Origin of the sequence: Brochothrix sp., from assembly GCF_017549435.1 — a bacterium.
GTDB lineage: Bacteria > Bacillota > Bacilli > Lactobacillales > Listeriaceae > Brochothrix > Brochothrix thermosphacta.
On sequence record NZ_JAFYUW010000147.1, the window covers coordinates 1 to 16,893 of the forward strand.

Sequence of the window (16,893 nt, forward strand, 5' to 3'; positions counted from 1 at the left end):
ACTTTTACTTTTACTCTTCTTCTTCAAGTTCGACCATCGTGCCTGTTTTCAAATAGATGACCCATTCACAGATGTTTAATGTGTAGGCGCCTATTCGTTCAAAGCTTTTAATGCCATTAAATAATTTTGAGATGGGTTTAACGTGTTCTGGATAGGGTACAATGTTTGATAAAATTTGTTTGCCAAGCTGATGAGATAATTGGTTGATTGAAAAGATTTTGAGGGCGATTTTTTTAGCTTTCTCCTCGTTCATTTCACCATAAGCTTCCAGTGTTTCTGTTAATGTTTCACTCAATAATTGCGTGATTTTTTCACATTCTTTTAACGAGATATCAATGTCGTGCTTTTCTGCTGAGCGTGCGGCTTTAGCTAATACAACGGCGTGATCGCCCATTCGTTCCAAATCGGCACTGATTTTAATCATCGTAATCACTCGACGTAAATCAAGGGTTACTGGTTGTTGAAGCGCAATCACTTCAATGATATGTTGCTCCAATTGTTGTTCTTTCTCATTAATTACTTCATCGTTACGAATCACTTCGTTCGCTGCATCCGCATCTTTTGTAGCAAATGCCTTTCCTGCTTTCAAAATTGCTTCGTTTACAAGCAATCCCATCTCAGCTAGTTGTTGTTGTAAATTTCTCATTTCTTGATCTAACAATTGACGTCCATTCATAAGTAACCCTCCTTCTTAGCCAAAGCGGCCAGATATATAATCTTGTGTTTCTTTCTCTTTTGGATTTAAAAAGATATTTTTAGTATCATCGTATTCAACGACGTGCCCGTTTAAGAAAAAGGCTGTTAAATCAGAGATACGTGATGCTTGTTGCATATTATGTGTCACAATCAATATGGTGTATTTCTCTTTCAATTCAACAATCAAGGATTCAATCTTTGCTGTTGATATTGGATCTAACGCGGCTGTTGGCTCATCCATCAAGATGATTTCTGGTTTGACTGCCAACACACGCGCAATACATAAACGTTGTTGTTGTCCACCTGATAACCCTAAGGCTGAGGTGTGCATACGATCTTGTACTTCTTCCCATAACGATGCTTTCATCAAACTTTCTTGCACAATTTTATCGAGTTCCCATTTATTTGTTGTCCCATGTAAGCGTGGGCCATAAGCAACGTTGTCATAAATTGAAAATGGAAAAGGATTCGGTTGCTGGAACACCATTCCTACACGTTGACGTAGGTCTACTAAATCAGTACGTGAAGAGGTCACTTTGATATCTTTAACAAAAATGTCACCGGATGTTTTCACATTCGGTATCAAGTCGTTCATACGGTTAAGGGTTCTCAAAAAGGTTGATTTCCCACAGCCTGAAGGGCCTATTAAAGAAATGATTTGATTTTTAGGGAACGTAAGCGATACGTCGAACAGCGCTTGCTTGTTACCGTAAAATAAATTTAATGCTTTCGTTTCTACAACTGTCATGACTGTTCCTCCTAACCAAAGTTTCCTGAAACATACGCTTGTGTTCTTTCATGCGATGGGTTCGTGAATATCGTTGCTGTATCATTATATTCAATCACTTCACCCAGATAAAAGAAGGCTGTTTTGTCTGAAATTCGTGCGGCTTGTTGCATATTATGTGTCACGATAATAATAGTGTAATGCTCTTTTAATTGTGTAATTAAATTTTCAATTTTAGATGTTGAAATGGGATCTAGGGCTGATGCTGGTTCATCCAACAACAAAATATCAGGTTCCGTTGCGACTGTTCGCGCGATACACAAACGTTGTTGTTGTCCGCCTGACAAACTGAGAGCACTTTTATTTAATGTATCCTTTACTTCTTCCCATAAGGCTGCGGCTTTTAAGCTTTTCTCAACACGTTCTTCCAACACGTGTTTTTCCTTAATACCGTGGCGTTTAAGCGCAAATGTAATGTTTTTGTAGATAGATTTGGTAAAAGGATTCGGTTTTTGGAACACCATACCGATATTTTTACGTAGTTCATATAAATCTTCTGCAGCTGTATTTACATCACGTCCATGGTAAAGGATAGGACCTTCACTACGACACCCTTCAATTTCATCATTCATACGGTTGAGTGAGCGTAAATAAGTCGATTTCCCACAGCCTGAGGGTCCAATTAAGGCAATAACTTGGTTTTTTGGAAAAGCCAAGCTGACATCTTTAATGGCATGTTTGTCGCCATAGTGGACATTAAGTTTTTTTGTTTCAATTGCAAATTCTGACATTTCCGTCACTCCTTTATGATGATGTCATCAAACGATAGACATATTTTCCAATCACACGTGCTAATACATTAAACAATAAAATCGCGATAATCAAAATAGCTGCTGTCCCGTTTGAAATAGCGGTGGCATCGGGTACAACCCCTTCGCTGTTTACTTTCCAAATATGTACAGCTAACGTTTCAGCTGGTCGCATAATATTCCATGGCGATTCTTGACTAAAGATATTAAAATTCGCAAAGTTCAAAGCAGGTGCATTTTGTCCAGCTGTATAAATTAAGGCTGCAGCTTCACCAAAAACACGTCCTGCAGATAAGATGATTCCTGTGATAATACCTGGTAAAGCTGTTGGCACCAACACATAAATAACTGTTTCCCAGCGTGTTAACCCTAATGCTAAACCGGCTTCACGTTGCGTTGACGCAACTGATTTTAACGATTCTTCCATTACACGTACTAAGATGGGTAAGTTGAACAACGTCAATGCCAAGGCACCTGACAAGATTGAAAAACTCCAACCGAAGTAGATAACGAAGATTAAGAAGCCAAAGAGTCCCACAACGATAGAGGGTAATGATGATAATACTTCTACCATTAAACGCACGCTTTTAGTGATCCAATTATCTTTCGCATATTCCGACAGATAGATAGCTGCTCCTAATGAAATCGGAACACTGATACATAGAGTTAAGAATAAAAGATAGAAGGAGTTGAACAACTGTGGTCCAATCCCACCACCTGCTGAAAATGATTCGGACGGGGCTGTTAAAAAATTCCAACTAATTTGTGGCACGCCTAGTACCAAAACATAACCGATGATACCTAACAGCAATGCACAAATAATACCGGCAATCACATAGAGGATTGATGTTGCAAACCGATCTTTTAATTTTGAATTCATTTAATGCTCCCTCGCTTTCCGATCAATCGAACGATGATAATAAAGAATAGTGACATTAATAACAAGACTAACGCGAGTGACCATAACACATTGTTTTCAAGTTGACCTGGAATTGTATTTCCCATACTCATTGTTAAAATACTCGTTAATGTTGAGGCTGGCTCTACTAATGATGTTGGCATAATCGCTGCGTTCCCAATTACCATTTGAACGGCTAAGGCTTCACCAAACGCACGTGCCATCCCAAATACTAAAGCGGTTAATAAACCTGAGCGGCAACTTTTAAGGATAACACCCCAAATTGTTTGCCAACGAGTCGCGCCTAAAGCGAGTGATGCTTCACGATAATGTCGTGGAACGGCTGAAATGGCATCCACGGATAAACTTGTGACTGTCGGTAAAATCATTACTGTTAACACGAGCGTTCCGGCGCCGATACCAAAGCCGGTCCCTCCAAAGAAATGACGCATCATCGGTACAATTACACTCAATCCGATTAAACCGTAGACAACGGATGGAATACCAACGAGTAATTCAATCACGGGTTGTAAAATACGTTTACCAAATTTAGGTGATATTTCTACCATAAAAATGGCGGCTCCAATAGCAAGAGGGGCTGCAATGAGCGCTGCCAAGAGCGTTACTCCAAATGATCCGATGATCATCGGCAATGCACCCACTAACGGATTACCACTGGCATCTACTTTTGACGGTTGCCAATCTTGGCCTGTTAAGAATGACCAAATTGATACTTTATTGACAAAAAAGGTTGATAATCCTTTTGAGGCAACAAAATAAATAATGACTAATGCACCAATGGCCATGACAGAGACACAGATAAAACTAATTATTTTCCCAAATCGTTCAAGGTTTTTTTTATTTGATCTTGTTATTTCACTCATTGTTTATTCCCTACTCTCTTTTGACGTCCATAAAAAAAAGACGCCCTTTTCTCTTAAACTCATCATAATCAATAAACATCAATAGTTTATTGAGAATTTGTAAAGTTTATGTAAAGGTCGTCTTTTATATTAATTTAAAGGATGGGTCGGTAAAATAACTTCAAAGGTTGTGCCTTCATCTTCCACTGATGTTAAAGTAATTTCACCATGATAACGTTCCACTAAATGCTTCACAATCGATAGGCCTAATCCTGTCCCACCTGTTTCACGTTCTCTTGATTTATGCACACGATAAAATCGTTCAAACACACGCTGTTGATCGTCTTCTGGAATGCCAATACCTGTATCACTGACACGGAATACAACGTGTGCCTGTTCTACTGCGTTTTCGATTGACAATTCGATACGGCCATCTGCAGGTGTATAGGTAATCGCATTGCTAATCAAATTCAACGCAATCTGGTGCAGACCATCACTCTCGCTTGTGAGTGGGTAACTTTCTGGTAAATTTAACACCAGTTCAATCCGCTTTTCTTTTAATGGCTTACGCACAACTTTGAGTACCCGTTGAACAACATCGACAAAATCCACACTTTCAAAATGCGGCTTAATCTGTTGTTGTTCAATTTTAGATAATTGTAAAATATCTTCAATCAAACGGGTTAAACGATTACTTTCATCTCGAATAATTGTTAAAAATTCTTTGCGTAATTCAGGATCTTCTACTGCACCATCTAAGAGTGTTTCAGAAAAGCCTTTGATTGACGTGACAGGGGTCTTTAATTCATGTGATACATTCGATACAAATTCAGAACGCAACGTTTCTAAATGGCGAATCTCTGTAATATCGTGCAAGACCAATATAACACCCGTTAAACGCTGATTGTGTTTATCTTGAATGGGTACAACATTAGCATCCACACGCTTCTCTGAGTTGTGACCATAAAGAATCACTTCTGCTTGTTGTTTATCTCCCGTTTTAAATGCTTGTTTGATGAGATTACTTAACTGGTAACTTGGCAAAACTTCAAAATAATTATGATTGAGCGGATTTTTTTCCATCAGTTCAAACATGGCTGGATTAGCCAAGGTGATACGATGCTCCATATTGACTAATAAAACACCACTGACGAGGTTGTTCAACACACCTGTTAAACGCAGTTCTTTTTCCTGTATTTCAGACACATTTTTTTGTAATTTTTCTCCAAGTAAATTGACCGATTTTGCTAATTCTCCAATTTCCCCACTAGGCAATAACATCACGCGTTGCGAATAGTCTTTTTCTGCCAAACTATGCGTTACGTCTGTAATTGTTGTGATGGGACGGGCAATTCGTCGCACCATGATAATAATGACGAGCGTTGCCACTACAATAATAACACCTGCCATAATAATCAGACTGATTTGCAATTGCGTAATGGCTGATTCAATTAATTCAAGGCTCACGGCTACACGCATAAAACCAACTAATTTACCGTCTTCCATAATTGGGACTGCTGTGTAAAGCATGCTGTATCCTAAGCTGCTGCTTTGACGTTGATTAGAAGCTGATGTAAGATTTTTATCCAACAACAACGCTTTTATTTCAGGGCGATTTTTATGGTTGCCCATTTGTCGGTAGTCTTCTTCTGTATCTGCAATCACATTCCCAGCTTTATCGACAATCGTTAAGCGCGAATCCAGTAGTCCACCTTCTTTATGTAACTGTGCGTTAAGCGCTTCGTTCGGTTCTTTAATCGAAATACCTGATGCCTCAATGTTTTCAATCATTAATTTTGCACTTTGAAGCATTTGCGCTTCACGGTTTTCAATATAATTACGTTTAATAATTGACGCACTGAAAAAACCGAGTACACCGACTACTAAAATTGTAATGATACAAAAAACAAGCACGAGGCGTTGCCATAATGGTTTCATTGCACATCATCCATTTTATAACCAAACCCTCGTACAGTAACAATGTAACGTGGCTTTTTGGTGTCTTCTTCAATTTTTTCACGCAGGTGACTCACATGCACGTCAACAATCCGTGTTTCACCGGCATAATCATAGTCCCAGATAACATCTAGTAGATGGTGACGGCCAAATACCTTGCCTTTGTTCTCGGCTAAAAAACATAATAATTCGTATTCTTTAGGTGTTAATGTCAGTTTTTCACCTGCGCGATACACAGTGTGACGTTCACGATCAATCCGCAATGTTCCAATTTCAATGACGGTTTCAACTGTTTTTCCAGCACGCGCCTCAGTTGGCGACATTTCAACACGACGTAATATTGCTTTAATACGGGCAGTTACTTCACGTGGACTAAATGGTTTCGTCATATAATCATCCGCGCCTAACTCCAAGCCGATAATTTTATCGTACTCGCCATCTTTAGCAGTCAACATCAAAATTGGCGTATAATTTTCTTGTTTGCGTAATTCCTTACACACATCAATACCTGTCATACCAGGTAACATCAAATCTAATACGATTAAGTCGATTGCCTGTTCTGAAGCGATCTCCAATGCGGTGGTCCCGTTTGTTGCCGATGACACCGTATGCCCTTCTTGTTCAATGTTAAACGTTAGTAACTTCACAATCGTTGGTTCATCATCTACCACTAAAATATGCGCCACTTTAAGTCACCCTACCTTTTCATCATTATAATTACGAGCTTCTAGCATTTTCACTATACCATGATTTACGCTATGAAAAAAAGCCAATGCACAGAAATTTGTCGTAAAACAAACTAACTCGCACTGACTCTCTCTTTCAAACGAACGGTTGATTAATGAATTGAATGATGATTTTGAATCGCTTCAATCGCTTCTGCCAACATTGGTGCAACTGTTAAAATCTTGATTTTATCTGACTGATCTTCATCTTTCAAACGAACAGTATCTGTTAAAATTAACTCACTTACTGCTGAGTCTCCAATACGTTGGCTCGCATGAGCTGATAAAACACCATGTGTTGCACAGGCTTTGACATCTTTAGCGCCCGCTGCAATTAGGGCATCTGCTGAACTGATTGTGCGGTACCCCGTATCGATAATATCATCCACAACAATTGCCATTTTGCCTTCTACATCACCAATGATATTTAAAATTTGGTTTTTATTAGGGCGTGGTTTACGATTTAAAATAGCAATTGGCCAATCGTGTTTTTCTGCAAAATTACGCGCGCGCGAAACGCCACTATGATCTGGTGAAACAACCACAATATTCTCTTGACCGTATTTTTCATTCACATAATCAGCTAATAAGTGTGATGTTGTTAAATGATCAATTGGAATGTTGAAAAACCCTTGTAATTGCGCTGCATGCAAATCAATGGTTGTTAGACGATGTGCGCCTGCTTCAACAATAAGATTCGCTACTAGTTTAGCCGTAATTGGCTCACGTGCTAACGCTTTGCGATCTTGGCGTGAATAACCAAAATAAGGCATCACAACATTGATTGTTTTTACTGCCGAACGTTTCAAGGCATCAATCATGATCAATAATTCCATGATGTTATCATTAACGGGATCCACGGTTGATTGCACAAGATAAGCCGTTGCACCACGTACACTTTCTTCAATATTAATTGCTATTTCACCATCACTAAAACGTTGCAACCCAATATTAGTCAAAGATACGCCTAATTCATCTGCAACTTTTTGTGCCAACGGTTCATTTGAACTCAAGGCAAACACCTTTAATTTATCTCCATCAACTTTCAACACTATCTTTCATCTCCTCTACAACACTTTCTTCAATAAATAATAATCCCAATTCAAATGAATCTGTTTCAAATAAAGCGGTTTCGACAAAGCGCGGTTCATTAAATTCATCACACACTGTTAATTTAACATAGGCCCGATTAATATTTAATGCATCATAAAGCTCTTGTCTATTTTTCACAGGATTGCCATTACACGAGGTAATCAGTTCTCCTGGTAAAATCCCCATTTTACGCGAGGCAGTATCTTCTCGGGTTCCTATCACACACACGCCCTTAGACGTTTGATGGTAACGTTCCGTATCCGGTTCATCCACTACCCAAAAGTAAATATCAATCGCAATATGACCTAACAGCGCCATTACAAATGGCATTAAGGTAAACCAATTATAGAAGTATGTTACTATTGTTAACAACGTTACTATTACTGCTAAAGCAATAATTGCAAACATCCGCTTTTTCAATAAGCGTTTGGGCAGTTGCGAACGAACAATGACACGTGTACCAATGACAAGCGGTACAAACAATGGTAAAAATTCCATTTTACCAACTGAAAAGATAGGCCACCACTCACTCGTACTAAAAAAACCATCCTTTGCTACAGGAAAAAGCATAAAAACTGGTAATAAAAAAGCACCTCTATATTTAAATTGCCCTTTTATTGTACCACGTCGGATTTTAATTAGCTCTGGTTGTAGCGGTTTTCTTGAAAATAAATAAAGTAAGAACCCTTCAATAAATAAACCGACTGCTAACAAAATGCTCAATCCAATCAATATATTCGGTTGCATGATTAACTGCGTTGAAAAAACAGCGGTAATACTGTCTTCTGGTTTAATTAACAATAATAAGTTGATACCAATCAACCCTAATGTAGTAAGTGCCAATGTATAACTTGCTGTTAAGCCACGATAGCCTAAAGTAGCAAATAACACCACACTCACTATATTGAATAACAGCAACCAACTAACATCGACAATAACGCCCGTATACCAGGTCATAGCAGATACAATTAAACCTAAAACAAGTCCAATCAGGAGTAAGCGTGTGCTTTCTAATGTTGCCGGGTATAAGCGTGTATTAAAAAATTGCCGCTCTTTTCTCACACGAATAATACCAACAAGCACTGTTGTGATGAGTACTATCCAAAGTAGTGGATGTATAAAGTACGAGAGTAAGCTTGTTGTGATATTTCCCAAATCATGCACCTCCATTTAAAGAATCGGTGATAGAAGACGAGAAACGCCTTCTTTAAATTTAATCCAGTTTGATCGTTTTTCATATTCTTCCAATGTCATTTCAGATGACACTAACATATCATCCAAGAAGATATTATGTAATTCTCGACCCATTTCTTCATCATATATGAAGGCATTCACTTCAAAATTCAATCTAAAACTACGATTATCTATATTTGCTGTCCCAACCGAAGATACTTCTGCATCAACAATCACTGTTTTCGCATGTAAGAAGCCATCATTATAACGGTAAACTTTTGCACCACACTTTAACAGCTCACTCACGTGATTTGTCGTTGCCCAGTATACAAACGGATGGTCTGGCATAGATGGAATCATCACGCGAACGTCTACGCCTGATAATGCAGCAATTTTAAGAGATTCTAACACACTGTTATCCGGAATAAAGTAAGGTGTTTGGATAAAAATAGTATCCTTAGCAGAATTTATCAGCTTTATGTAACCATTTTTAATTTGTTCCAAATCAGTATCTGGACCACTTGATACAATTTGCATTGGTATATTCCCCTCATGTTTATAAGCCAAAGGAAAATAACGTTCATCGTATTTAATTTTGTCGGCTTTGTGAGTTGCTGCTGAATTCCAATCCATAATGTAACGGGCTTGCATCGCAAAATTGGCACTTCCTTTGACACGTAAATGCGTATCTCGCCAATTACCAAATTTCTTCGATTTACCTAAATATTCATCCCCGATGTTAAACCCACCGATATAACCAATTTCACCATCTATAATTGCTAATTTACGATGATTGCGGTAATTTAAGCGAAAGTTGATTAAAGGTAATTTAGATGGGAAGAACGGGTAGGCTTTTCCACCATGTTTTTCTAATTCTTTAAAAGCCGAAGGTCTGACAGAACGAGATCCCATTGCATCATAGATAAAACGAACCTCGACACCTTCCTTGGCTTTTTTCACTAATAAATCCACCAAACTCGTACCGAGTTCATCAAATCTAAAGATATAATAAATTAAATGGATATGATCTTTTGCAGCTTCTATATCCCTGAATAACGATTCGAATTTTTTCTTACCATCGATTAATATTTCAACATCATTATCTTGTGTAAGCGGTGCACCATCATTAACTAACAATAGATAAACCATTTCTTTATGTTTCTCCGGTGTATCTTCTACAAACGGAAAAACGCCTTCTTTAATGAGGTTAATTTGCGATTTTATAATATCATTTATCCCTATACGCTCTTGCGCTTTCCAGTCAAAAATCTTTCCTCGTGATAAATTCCTACCAAAAATTAGGTATAAAATAAAACCTACTATTGGTACAAACGTCAACACTAAAAGCCAAGCCCAAATCACTGAAGATTCACGGCGCTCAAGGAAAACAGTTAAAAGTGCAAGTAACATGTTAACTACAAGTACAGTTGCTGTTATATAGACCAGAATTATTGACAGCTCCATTGCCCCATCTCCTTCATACTTAATATGGTATCTTTATCATAACATACCCCTACAGTTCTCTAAAGAAAAAAATAGACCCACATGGTTAGTGTGGATCTATCTATATCAGTTGCTTCACGAGAGAAACATACTATTTCATTTAGTTAATACGTCCAAAACCAGCTAAGTGCTCGCCCCAGTATGCGCCATGAATGTTATCTGTTTGGATACCATTATTTTGCGAGTTGAACATTTGACCGCCACCAAGGTAAATACCTACGTGACTGATTCCGCCATCAGAGAAGAATACTAAGTCGCCTGCTTGTGCTTGGCTTTCAGAGATACGAGTCGTTGCACCATATTGTGCTGCTGCTGTACGCGGTAAGCTAATACCAGCTTTAGCATATGAATACATTACAAGACCTGAACAGTCAAAGTTACCAGGTACTGCGCCACCACCGTATGCTTGACCAGCATATTTGTAAGCTTCTTGGATTGCTCCTGAAACACCAGAAACGACTGAACCAGCGTTGTTATCTGTTGTTTCTTTAGCAGGTTTGTTTTCTGCTTTTTTAGTATCGTCTGTTTTGTTAGTGCTTGTGTTAACTACAGATACGACATTTTCAGTTTTTGTTTCTGCTTTTGCAACAGTTGATGTTTTTTCATCTGCTTTTGCAACTTCTTTAACATCTGTTTTGATTGGTTGTACTGCAGCTGCTGCTGCTAATTCTGCTGCTACTTTTTCAGCTTTTTGAGCACGTTTTTCATCGTTAGCTAATTTAGCAACAAGTACTTCTTTTTCAGCTTTTTGTGCTGCTAATTTACCAGCTGCTACTTCGCTTGAAGCGATTACTGAACGTTGGTTATCGATTTTAGCGCTAAGTGATTTATTATCTGCCGCTAATTTATTTTCATCTTTTTGTTGTGCTTCAACAATACTAACATCAGCACTTTGGAATTTCGAGTATGCTATAACAGCCGCTGCTGCATCAGTAATACTGTCTGCTTCAAGAACTGAATCTACAATTGATGTTGTTGCACTAGAAGTTTGCATTGCGCGTGCGCGTTCTTCTAATTTACCTTTACGTTTATCAATTGCTGCTTTTGTTTCCTCAATTGATTTTTCAAGTTTAACTTGATCTTTTTTCAATTGCGTAAACTCTTTTTGATTCGCTGCTACTTTAGCAGAAACTTCTGATTCTTGTTGAACGATATCAGCCAATTGTGATTTCATGTCTGCTTTTTTAGATGCGATTGTTGCACTTGATTCACTTGCTGAAACGCTTGTTGAAGCAATACCTGCAAATGGTGATACTGTAATAGCTGCTGCTAATGCGATAGCGATAATTTTTGAACTCTTCAAAATGTTGTTTCCCCTCTCGTAAATCATGTTTTTTATTTATTTTTAACGAACAATTATATATATATGTGTGTTGACTACTTATACCATTCTATAGCATCCCTTGATACATTACAATTTACGTTATAGCGTCTTTTGTTACAGTTGTGTTACACGGTTCTCATGTCGATAGACAACAGTCGTTTATTGTTATGACAAAGTTTCGATTGATACTAGATATAGACCCTTACTTTCCTATCGCTACCTCTTTTACAATCATTACGCAAGTATGTGTTTTTCATTAAGACTAAGGTTTAGAGAAAAAAAGCTCTCAAAACATGTTGTGAAATTGCGTCTAAAAAAAGCCCCAGAAATATTCTGGGACTTCGGATTGAAGATAACTAACAAACGAGAACTAATGTACTCGATTGATTTTTCTTCTTTTTATATTTTAAGGAATTTACGAATAGATAAGATACTTCCTACCATCCCAATAATAATCCCAATTGCTAAGGCTGTAATCGTTACGATTCCTACCATTTGACCTACAGGTAACAATGAATAATACGTTGATGCTAATGATGGCATCACAAATTTATAGACCTGATAGTAAACTGCCCATGTGAGTCCAATCGGAATAATTGCTCCGAGGAAACCAATCCATGCACCTTCTAATAAAAATGGCCATCTGATAAAGCCGTTTGTTGCACCTACAAGTTTTTGTATTTCTACTTCTGTTCGACGCGAGTATATCGCAATCTTAATTGTGTTAGAAATTAAGAACATCGCTGTTAATAATAAAGCTGCAATTAAGAAAACACCAATATAGCGCACCCATTTCACAACATCAAACACTTTTCCAACTGTTTTTGCATTATAAGAAACTGAGTCAACATTTTTGACGTTTTCAGCAGCTTTCGCTACCTGATCAACATCTGATGGTGTTTTAGCTTCAACGACATACACATCGTGTAAAGGATTTGATTGTTCAAATAGCTCAAAACTATCGCCATAAGCTTTAACCATTTTCTTTAATTCATTTTCTTTTGATGAGTAAGTGACGTTGGCCACTCCATTTAAATTTTGTAAATCCTTTTCAATCTGTTGTTTATCTGTTTTATTTGCAGACAAATCAACATTTGCATTAATTTTCACATTATCTTCAACATCGGATGCTAACTTGTTGACGTTCAACATTGTAATCATGAAGAAACCAACTAAAACGAGTGTAACAGTTACAGCACTAATTGCTGCAAAAGTCATCAACCCATTACGATGAAGACTTTTAAAACTCTCTCTAAAATGACGTCCCATTGTTCTAGGCTTCAAAATCATACACCCCTTCCGCTTCATCACGAATAATACGACCATCTTCAATAGCAATAAGACGGTGTTTTAGCGTATTAACGATTTCTCTATTGTGCGTTGCCATAACAATCGTTGTTCCTTGACGATTAATTTCTTCTAAAATATTTAAAATTTCCCATGAAGTATCAGGGTCAAGGTTACCGGTTGGTTCATCGGCAATAATCACTTTCGGTTTATTAACAATTGAGCGTGCAATTGAAATACGTTGTTGCTCCCCACCAGAAAGTTCACTTGGTAACATACGTACCTTGTGCTTCAAGTTAACTAAATCTAAGACTTCCATAACACGTGTTTTGATTGTTTCTTTATCACTTTCAACAACTTCCATCGCGAAGGCAATATTATCAAAGACAGTGAGTGTTGGTAGCAATTTAAAATCTTGGAAGACTACACCAATCCCACGACGTAAGTATGGTACTTCTCTATTTTTCATTTTAATTAAATCATAATCATTCACGTTAATTTGTCCGGAAGTTGCTTGTTCTTCACGGTATATTAATTTAATAAAGGTCGATTTCCCTGCGCCACTTGGACCAACGATATAAACAAATTCTCCTTGTTTAATTTCGATGTCAAAACCATTTGCAGCGGAAATCCCATTACTGTATTTTTTATAAACATTTTCCATTTTTATCATAGTGATGGTCTCCTACTTCCCTGTACTTTTTTTACAACTTTATTAGTATAACATGGATTATTTGCAGTTTAACTTCATTCCTATTACAATGCGATGTCATTTGCATTTCGAGCACGAGTAAATCCTAATCCTTGCACTTCTGACGCATCCATCACAATCACAAATGCCTGAGGATCAATGCCCATTACATAATCATTCACGCGCTGAAATTCAGGCGTTGGTATAATAATCATCAACACACCATTATTAACTTGCGAATAACCACCCTGAGCATCCAAACGTGTCACGCCTAATTTTAATTGGTTGATTAAACCGTCACGAATTTCTGCTTCTTTGCGCGATATAACCATCACATTTTTAGCTGTTTTTTGCTTGATACCTAACTGTACGATATCGATCACTTTGATGGTGACATAAAGTGCAATTAGCGCAATCAGTCCTTTTTCAACACTAAAAATAAGCATTGAACTGATAACAACTAGCCCATCAATCACAGCGACTGATTTACCTAAAGATATTTTGGCGAAGCGATGGAGTATCATTGCAATCAAATCCGTTCCACCTGTTGAGGCATTTCCTAAAAAAACAATGCCCAATCCTAATCCGACTAACAATCCACCAAAAATGGCGCCAACAAGTGTGTTATGTGTTAAGGCTGGCAATCCCTCCGTCAATAGAAAGAACAACGGTAACAATGCGGTGCCTAAAAAAGTTTTAGCTGCAAAGCCTTTACCTAGTACTAACCAACCGATTAAAAAAAACGTCCCATTTAACGCCCATAAAATATAAGCTGGCTTCCAATCTGTTAAGGCACTTACAACAATACTGACCCCGCTAAAACCGCCTGATGCAATTTGATTGGGAAGTAAAAAGCCATTAAAACCGATGGCAATTACAAATGAACCTAGTATAACAAATAACGTTTCAACAATATATTTTGGCACATGGCGTTCAATTGCTCCCACGGTCAAATCCCCCTACATGATTTTAATTTGCAAAACCTAAACGTAAATATGCATCGATAAATAAATCAATGTCCCCATCCATTACAGCTTGTACATTACCTGTTTCAGCATTTGTACGATGATCTTTCACCATCGAATAAGGATGGAACACGTATGAACGAATTTGGCTACCCCAACCAATTTCTTTTTGTTCACCACGAATTTCAGCAAGTTGTTGTGCTTTTTCTTCTTCTTGTTTTTGAGCGATTTTCGCTTTCAACATACTCATTGCATGATCGCGGTTTTTAAGTTGTGACCGTTCTGATTGTGACGCTGTCACTAAACCTGTCGGAATATGTGTCAATCGTACCGCCGAATCAGTTTTATTAATATGTTGACCCCCAGCTCCTGATGCACGATAGGTATCTACTCGTAAATCTTCTGGACGTATTTCAATTGCTGCTTCATCTGTTAATTCTGGCATAACATCACAAGATACAAATGACGTGTGTCGACGGCCAGCTGAATCAAACGGCGAGATACGAACCAGACGATGAATACCTTTTTCAGATTTCATATAACCATAAGCGTTTTCACCTTTGATTAATAAGGTAACACTTTTAACGCCCGCTTCATCACCTGCTTGATAATCCAGTGTTTGTACGCTGAATTTATGTTTTTCAGCCCAACGTGTATACATGCGCAATAGCATATCACACCAATCTTGTGACTCCGTACCACCTGCGCCAGGATGTAATTCTAACAACACATTATTACGATCATACGTACCATCTAACAATTGACTCAATTCATAATCAGCAATCGTTTTTTGATAAGCCTTTAATTCTGTTTCCAAATCAGCCAATAGTTCTTCATCAGGCTCTTCTTTAAGCATTTCGTACATCGTTTCTAATTCTTCTTGTGTTTCATCAATTTGATGGAACACTTCATATTGTGCCTTTAAGCTATTTGATTCATTAATCTTACTTTGTGCGGTTTCTTGGTTATCCCAAAATCCTGGTTCTGACATCACTTCATCAATTTCTTGAATACGCGCTTCAAGCTCTTCTAAGTCAAAGTGACCCCCTAAATTGTGTGACTTGTTCGCGTGATTTTTCTAATGCATTTCTAATTTCTGCTAATTCCATTGTCCATTCCCCTTTATTGTTAGTTACTTTAAAAAAGACGTGCTCAGCACATGAATGCCCTTAGCACGTTCTTTTTAAATATTGCGTTCGTTTACTCGCCACGACCATGACAGTTTTTATATTTCTTACCACTGCCGCATGGACATTCATCATTACGACCAATATGTTGGTCTTTACGTGTTGGCATTTTTTTAACTTCTTTACTTGATGATTGTTCGCCTGAAACAGCATTTCCTTTAGCAACTTGTTCACGCTCAAGGTTTTGGCGAATCTCAGCTTTCATTACGTAACGCGTAACGTCATCATCAACACTTTCAACCATTGCTGTAAACATACGGTAACCTTCTGCTTGATACTCTTGTAAAGGATTGATTTGACCATACGCTCGTAAGTTAATTCCTTCACGTAAATGATCCATCGCATCAATATGATCTGTCCATTTAGTATCAACAACACGTAACATGACCACTTTTTCAAACTCAAGCCATTGTTCTGCATCTAACAATGCACGCTTAACATCATATTCTTTTTGTACAATATCCCAAATATAAGTTTCAATTTCCTCTGGGTCTTTGCCTTGCAATTCTGCTTCTGTTACATCAGTTTCATTCAGTAAGTTAGCTTCAATGAACTCAACAATATTTTTTAATTTATATTCTTCTCGTTCAAGACCTGATGTGTAATCAGCAACAAGGTTAGAAACCACACGCTCGATCATACCTAAAATAATATCATCAAGACTATCTTCTGTTGTGATAACTTCATAACGTTGACCATAGATAACTTCACGTTGTTGACGTAAAACATCATCGTATTGCAGGACTTGTTTACGTGAGTCAAAGTTATTCCCTTCAACACGTGTTTGTGCTGATTCAACCGCACGACTTAGCATTTTACTTTGGATTGCTTCGTCTTCAGCCATAAAACGATCCATCATTCGTTTAACGTTATCAGATGAGAAACGTTTCATTAATTCATCTTCCATTGAAAGATAAAATTGTGTTGCACCTGGGTCACCTTGACGACCGGCACGACCACGCAACTGATTATCAATACGACGAGACTCATGACGCTC

General features: G+C 37.8%; 16 protein-coding genes. All 16 read right to left on the minus strand.

Translation table 11 applies throughout. The features are described 5' to 3' along the window. Window positions 1-10 precede the first annotated feature (10 nt). Window positions 11-676 (minus strand): phosphate signaling complex protein PhoU, encoded by a 666-nt coding sequence (gene phoU / locus IKV95_RS09655; protein ID WP_029090840.1) that lies wholly within the window; start codon window positions 674-676, stop codon window positions 11-13. A 15-nt stretch (window positions 677-691) separates the two neighbouring features. Beyond that, a complete protein-coding gene (gene pstB / locus IKV95_RS09660; protein WP_029090841.1) occupies window positions 692-1,444 on the minus strand; it encodes a phosphate ABC transporter ATP-binding protein PstB in 753 nt (250 codons plus the stop codon). A gap of 11 nt (window positions 1,445-1,455) precedes the next feature. Continuing rightward, complete coding sequence (gene pstB, locus IKV95_RS09665; protein WP_051457153.1) at window positions 1,456-2,214, minus strand: phosphate ABC transporter ATP-binding protein PstB; 759 nt, start codon at window positions 2,212-2,214, stop codon at window positions 1,456-1,458. 13 nt (window positions 2,215-2,227) lie between these two features. Next, window positions 2,228-3,112, minus strand: coding sequence for a phosphate ABC transporter permease PstA (gene pstA, locus IKV95_RS09670; RefSeq protein ID WP_029090843.1), 885 nt, complete (start codon window positions 3,110-3,112; stop codon window positions 2,228-2,230). Further along, entirely contained in the window at window positions 3,109-4,014 is a 906-nt protein-coding gene (gene pstC, locus IKV95_RS09675; protein ID WP_069118809.1) for a phosphate ABC transporter permease subunit PstC, read from the minus strand. The genes pstA and pstC overlap by 4 nt, the downstream gene beginning before the upstream one ends. A gap of 129 nt (window positions 4,015-4,143) precedes the next feature. Then, window positions 4,144-5,931: a two-component system histidine kinase PnpS gene (pnpS, locus tag IKV95_RS09680; protein ID WP_029090845.1), complete on the minus strand. Its 1,788-nt coding sequence runs from the start codon at window positions 5,929-5,931 to the stop codon at window positions 4,144-4,146. Next, on the minus strand, window positions 5,928-6,635 hold the full coding sequence (locus tag IKV95_RS09685; RefSeq protein ID WP_029090846.1) for a response regulator transcription factor: 708 nt from the start codon (window positions 6,633-6,635) through the stop codon (window positions 5,928-5,930). The genes pnpS and IKV95_RS09685 overlap by 4 nt, the downstream gene beginning before the upstream one ends. 152 nt (window positions 6,636-6,787) lie before the next feature. Next, complete coding sequence (locus IKV95_RS09690) at window positions 6,788-7,726, minus strand: ribose-phosphate diphosphokinase (protein WP_232011761.1); 939 nt, start codon at window positions 7,724-7,726, stop codon at window positions 6,788-6,790. After that, the gene (locus IKV95_RS09695) at window positions 7,713-8,921 is read right to left on the minus strand and encodes a PDZ domain-containing protein (protein WP_069118807.1); all 1,209 of its coding nucleotides are present in this window, start codon (window positions 8,919-8,921) and stop codon (window positions 7,713-7,715) included. Before IKV95_RS09695 ends, IKV95_RS09690 begins: the two co-directional genes overlap by 14 nt. A 15-nt stretch (window positions 8,922-8,936) precedes the next feature. Beyond that, the gene (gene cls, locus IKV95_RS09700) at window positions 8,937-10,403 is read right to left on the minus strand and encodes a cardiolipin synthase (RefSeq protein WP_080712861.1); all 1,467 of its coding nucleotides are present in this window, start codon (window positions 10,401-10,403) and stop codon (window positions 8,937-8,939) included. A gap of 139 nt (window positions 10,404-10,542) precedes the next feature. Continuing rightward, window positions 10,543-11,745, minus strand: coding sequence for an NlpC/P60 family protein (locus tag IKV95_RS09705; protein ID WP_069125948.1), 1,203 nt, complete (start codon window positions 11,743-11,745; stop codon window positions 10,543-10,545). Between the two features lie 420 nt (window positions 11,746-12,165). Beyond that, window positions 12,166-13,050 (minus strand): permease-like cell division protein FtsX, encoded by an 885-nt coding sequence (gene ftsX, locus IKV95_RS09710; RefSeq protein WP_029090851.1) that lies wholly within the window; start codon window positions 13,048-13,050, stop codon window positions 12,166-12,168. Further along, a complete protein-coding gene (gene ftsE / locus IKV95_RS09715; RefSeq protein ID WP_029090852.1) occupies window positions 13,040-13,726 on the minus strand; it encodes a cell division ATP-binding protein FtsE in 687 nt (228 codons plus the stop codon). Before ftsE ends, ftsX begins: the two co-directional genes overlap by 11 nt. 83 nt (window positions 13,727-13,809) lie before the next feature. Further along, window positions 13,810-14,691 (minus strand): YitT family protein, encoded by an 882-nt coding sequence (locus IKV95_RS09720; RefSeq protein WP_287451738.1) that lies wholly within the window; start codon window positions 14,689-14,691, stop codon window positions 13,810-13,812. Between the two features lie 22 nt (window positions 14,692-14,713). Beyond that, a protein-coding gene (gene prfB / locus IKV95_RS09725; RefSeq protein WP_096879627.1) for a peptide chain release factor 2 occupies window positions 14,714-15,818 on the minus strand; the annotation gives its coding sequence in 2 pieces (ribosomal slippage) (window positions 14,714-15,745 and window positions 15,747-15,818; 1,104 coding nt in all). Window positions 15,819-15,909: 91 nt separating this feature from the next. Next, window positions 15,910-16,893, minus strand: a 984-nt coding sequence (locus tag IKV95_RS09730; protein WP_287451739.1) for a preprotein translocase subunit SecA, incomplete at its 5' end; no start/stop codon positions are given.

Coding starts and splice junctions, on each gene's coding strand:
- phoU (WP_029090840.1), bottom strand. CDS start 676: ATGAATGGACGTCAATTGTTAGATCAAGAAATGAGAAATTTACAACAA.
- pstB (WP_051457153.1), bottom strand. CDS start 2,214: ATGTCAGAATTTGCAATTGAAACAAAAAAACTTAATGTCCACTATGGC.
- ftsE (WP_029090852.1), bottom strand. CDS start 13,726: ATGATAAAAATGGAAAATGTTTATAAAAAATACAGTAATGGGATTTCC.
- cls (WP_080712861.1), bottom strand. CDS start 10,403: ATGGAGCTGTCAATAATTCTGGTCTATATAACAGCAACTGTACTTGTA.
- pstC (WP_069118809.1), bottom strand. CDS start 4,014: ATGAGTGAAATAACAAGATCAAATAAAAAAAACCTTGAACGATTTGGG.
- pstB (WP_029090841.1), bottom strand. CDS start 1,444: ATGACAGTTGTAGAAACGAAAGCATTAAATTTATTTTACGGTAACAAG.
- pstA (WP_029090843.1), bottom strand. CDS start 3,112: ATGAATTCAAAATTAAAAGATCGGTTTGCAACATCAATCCTCTATGTG.
- pnpS (WP_029090845.1), bottom strand. CDS start 5,931: ATGAAACCATTATGGCAACGCCTCGTGCTTGTTTTTTGTATCATTACA.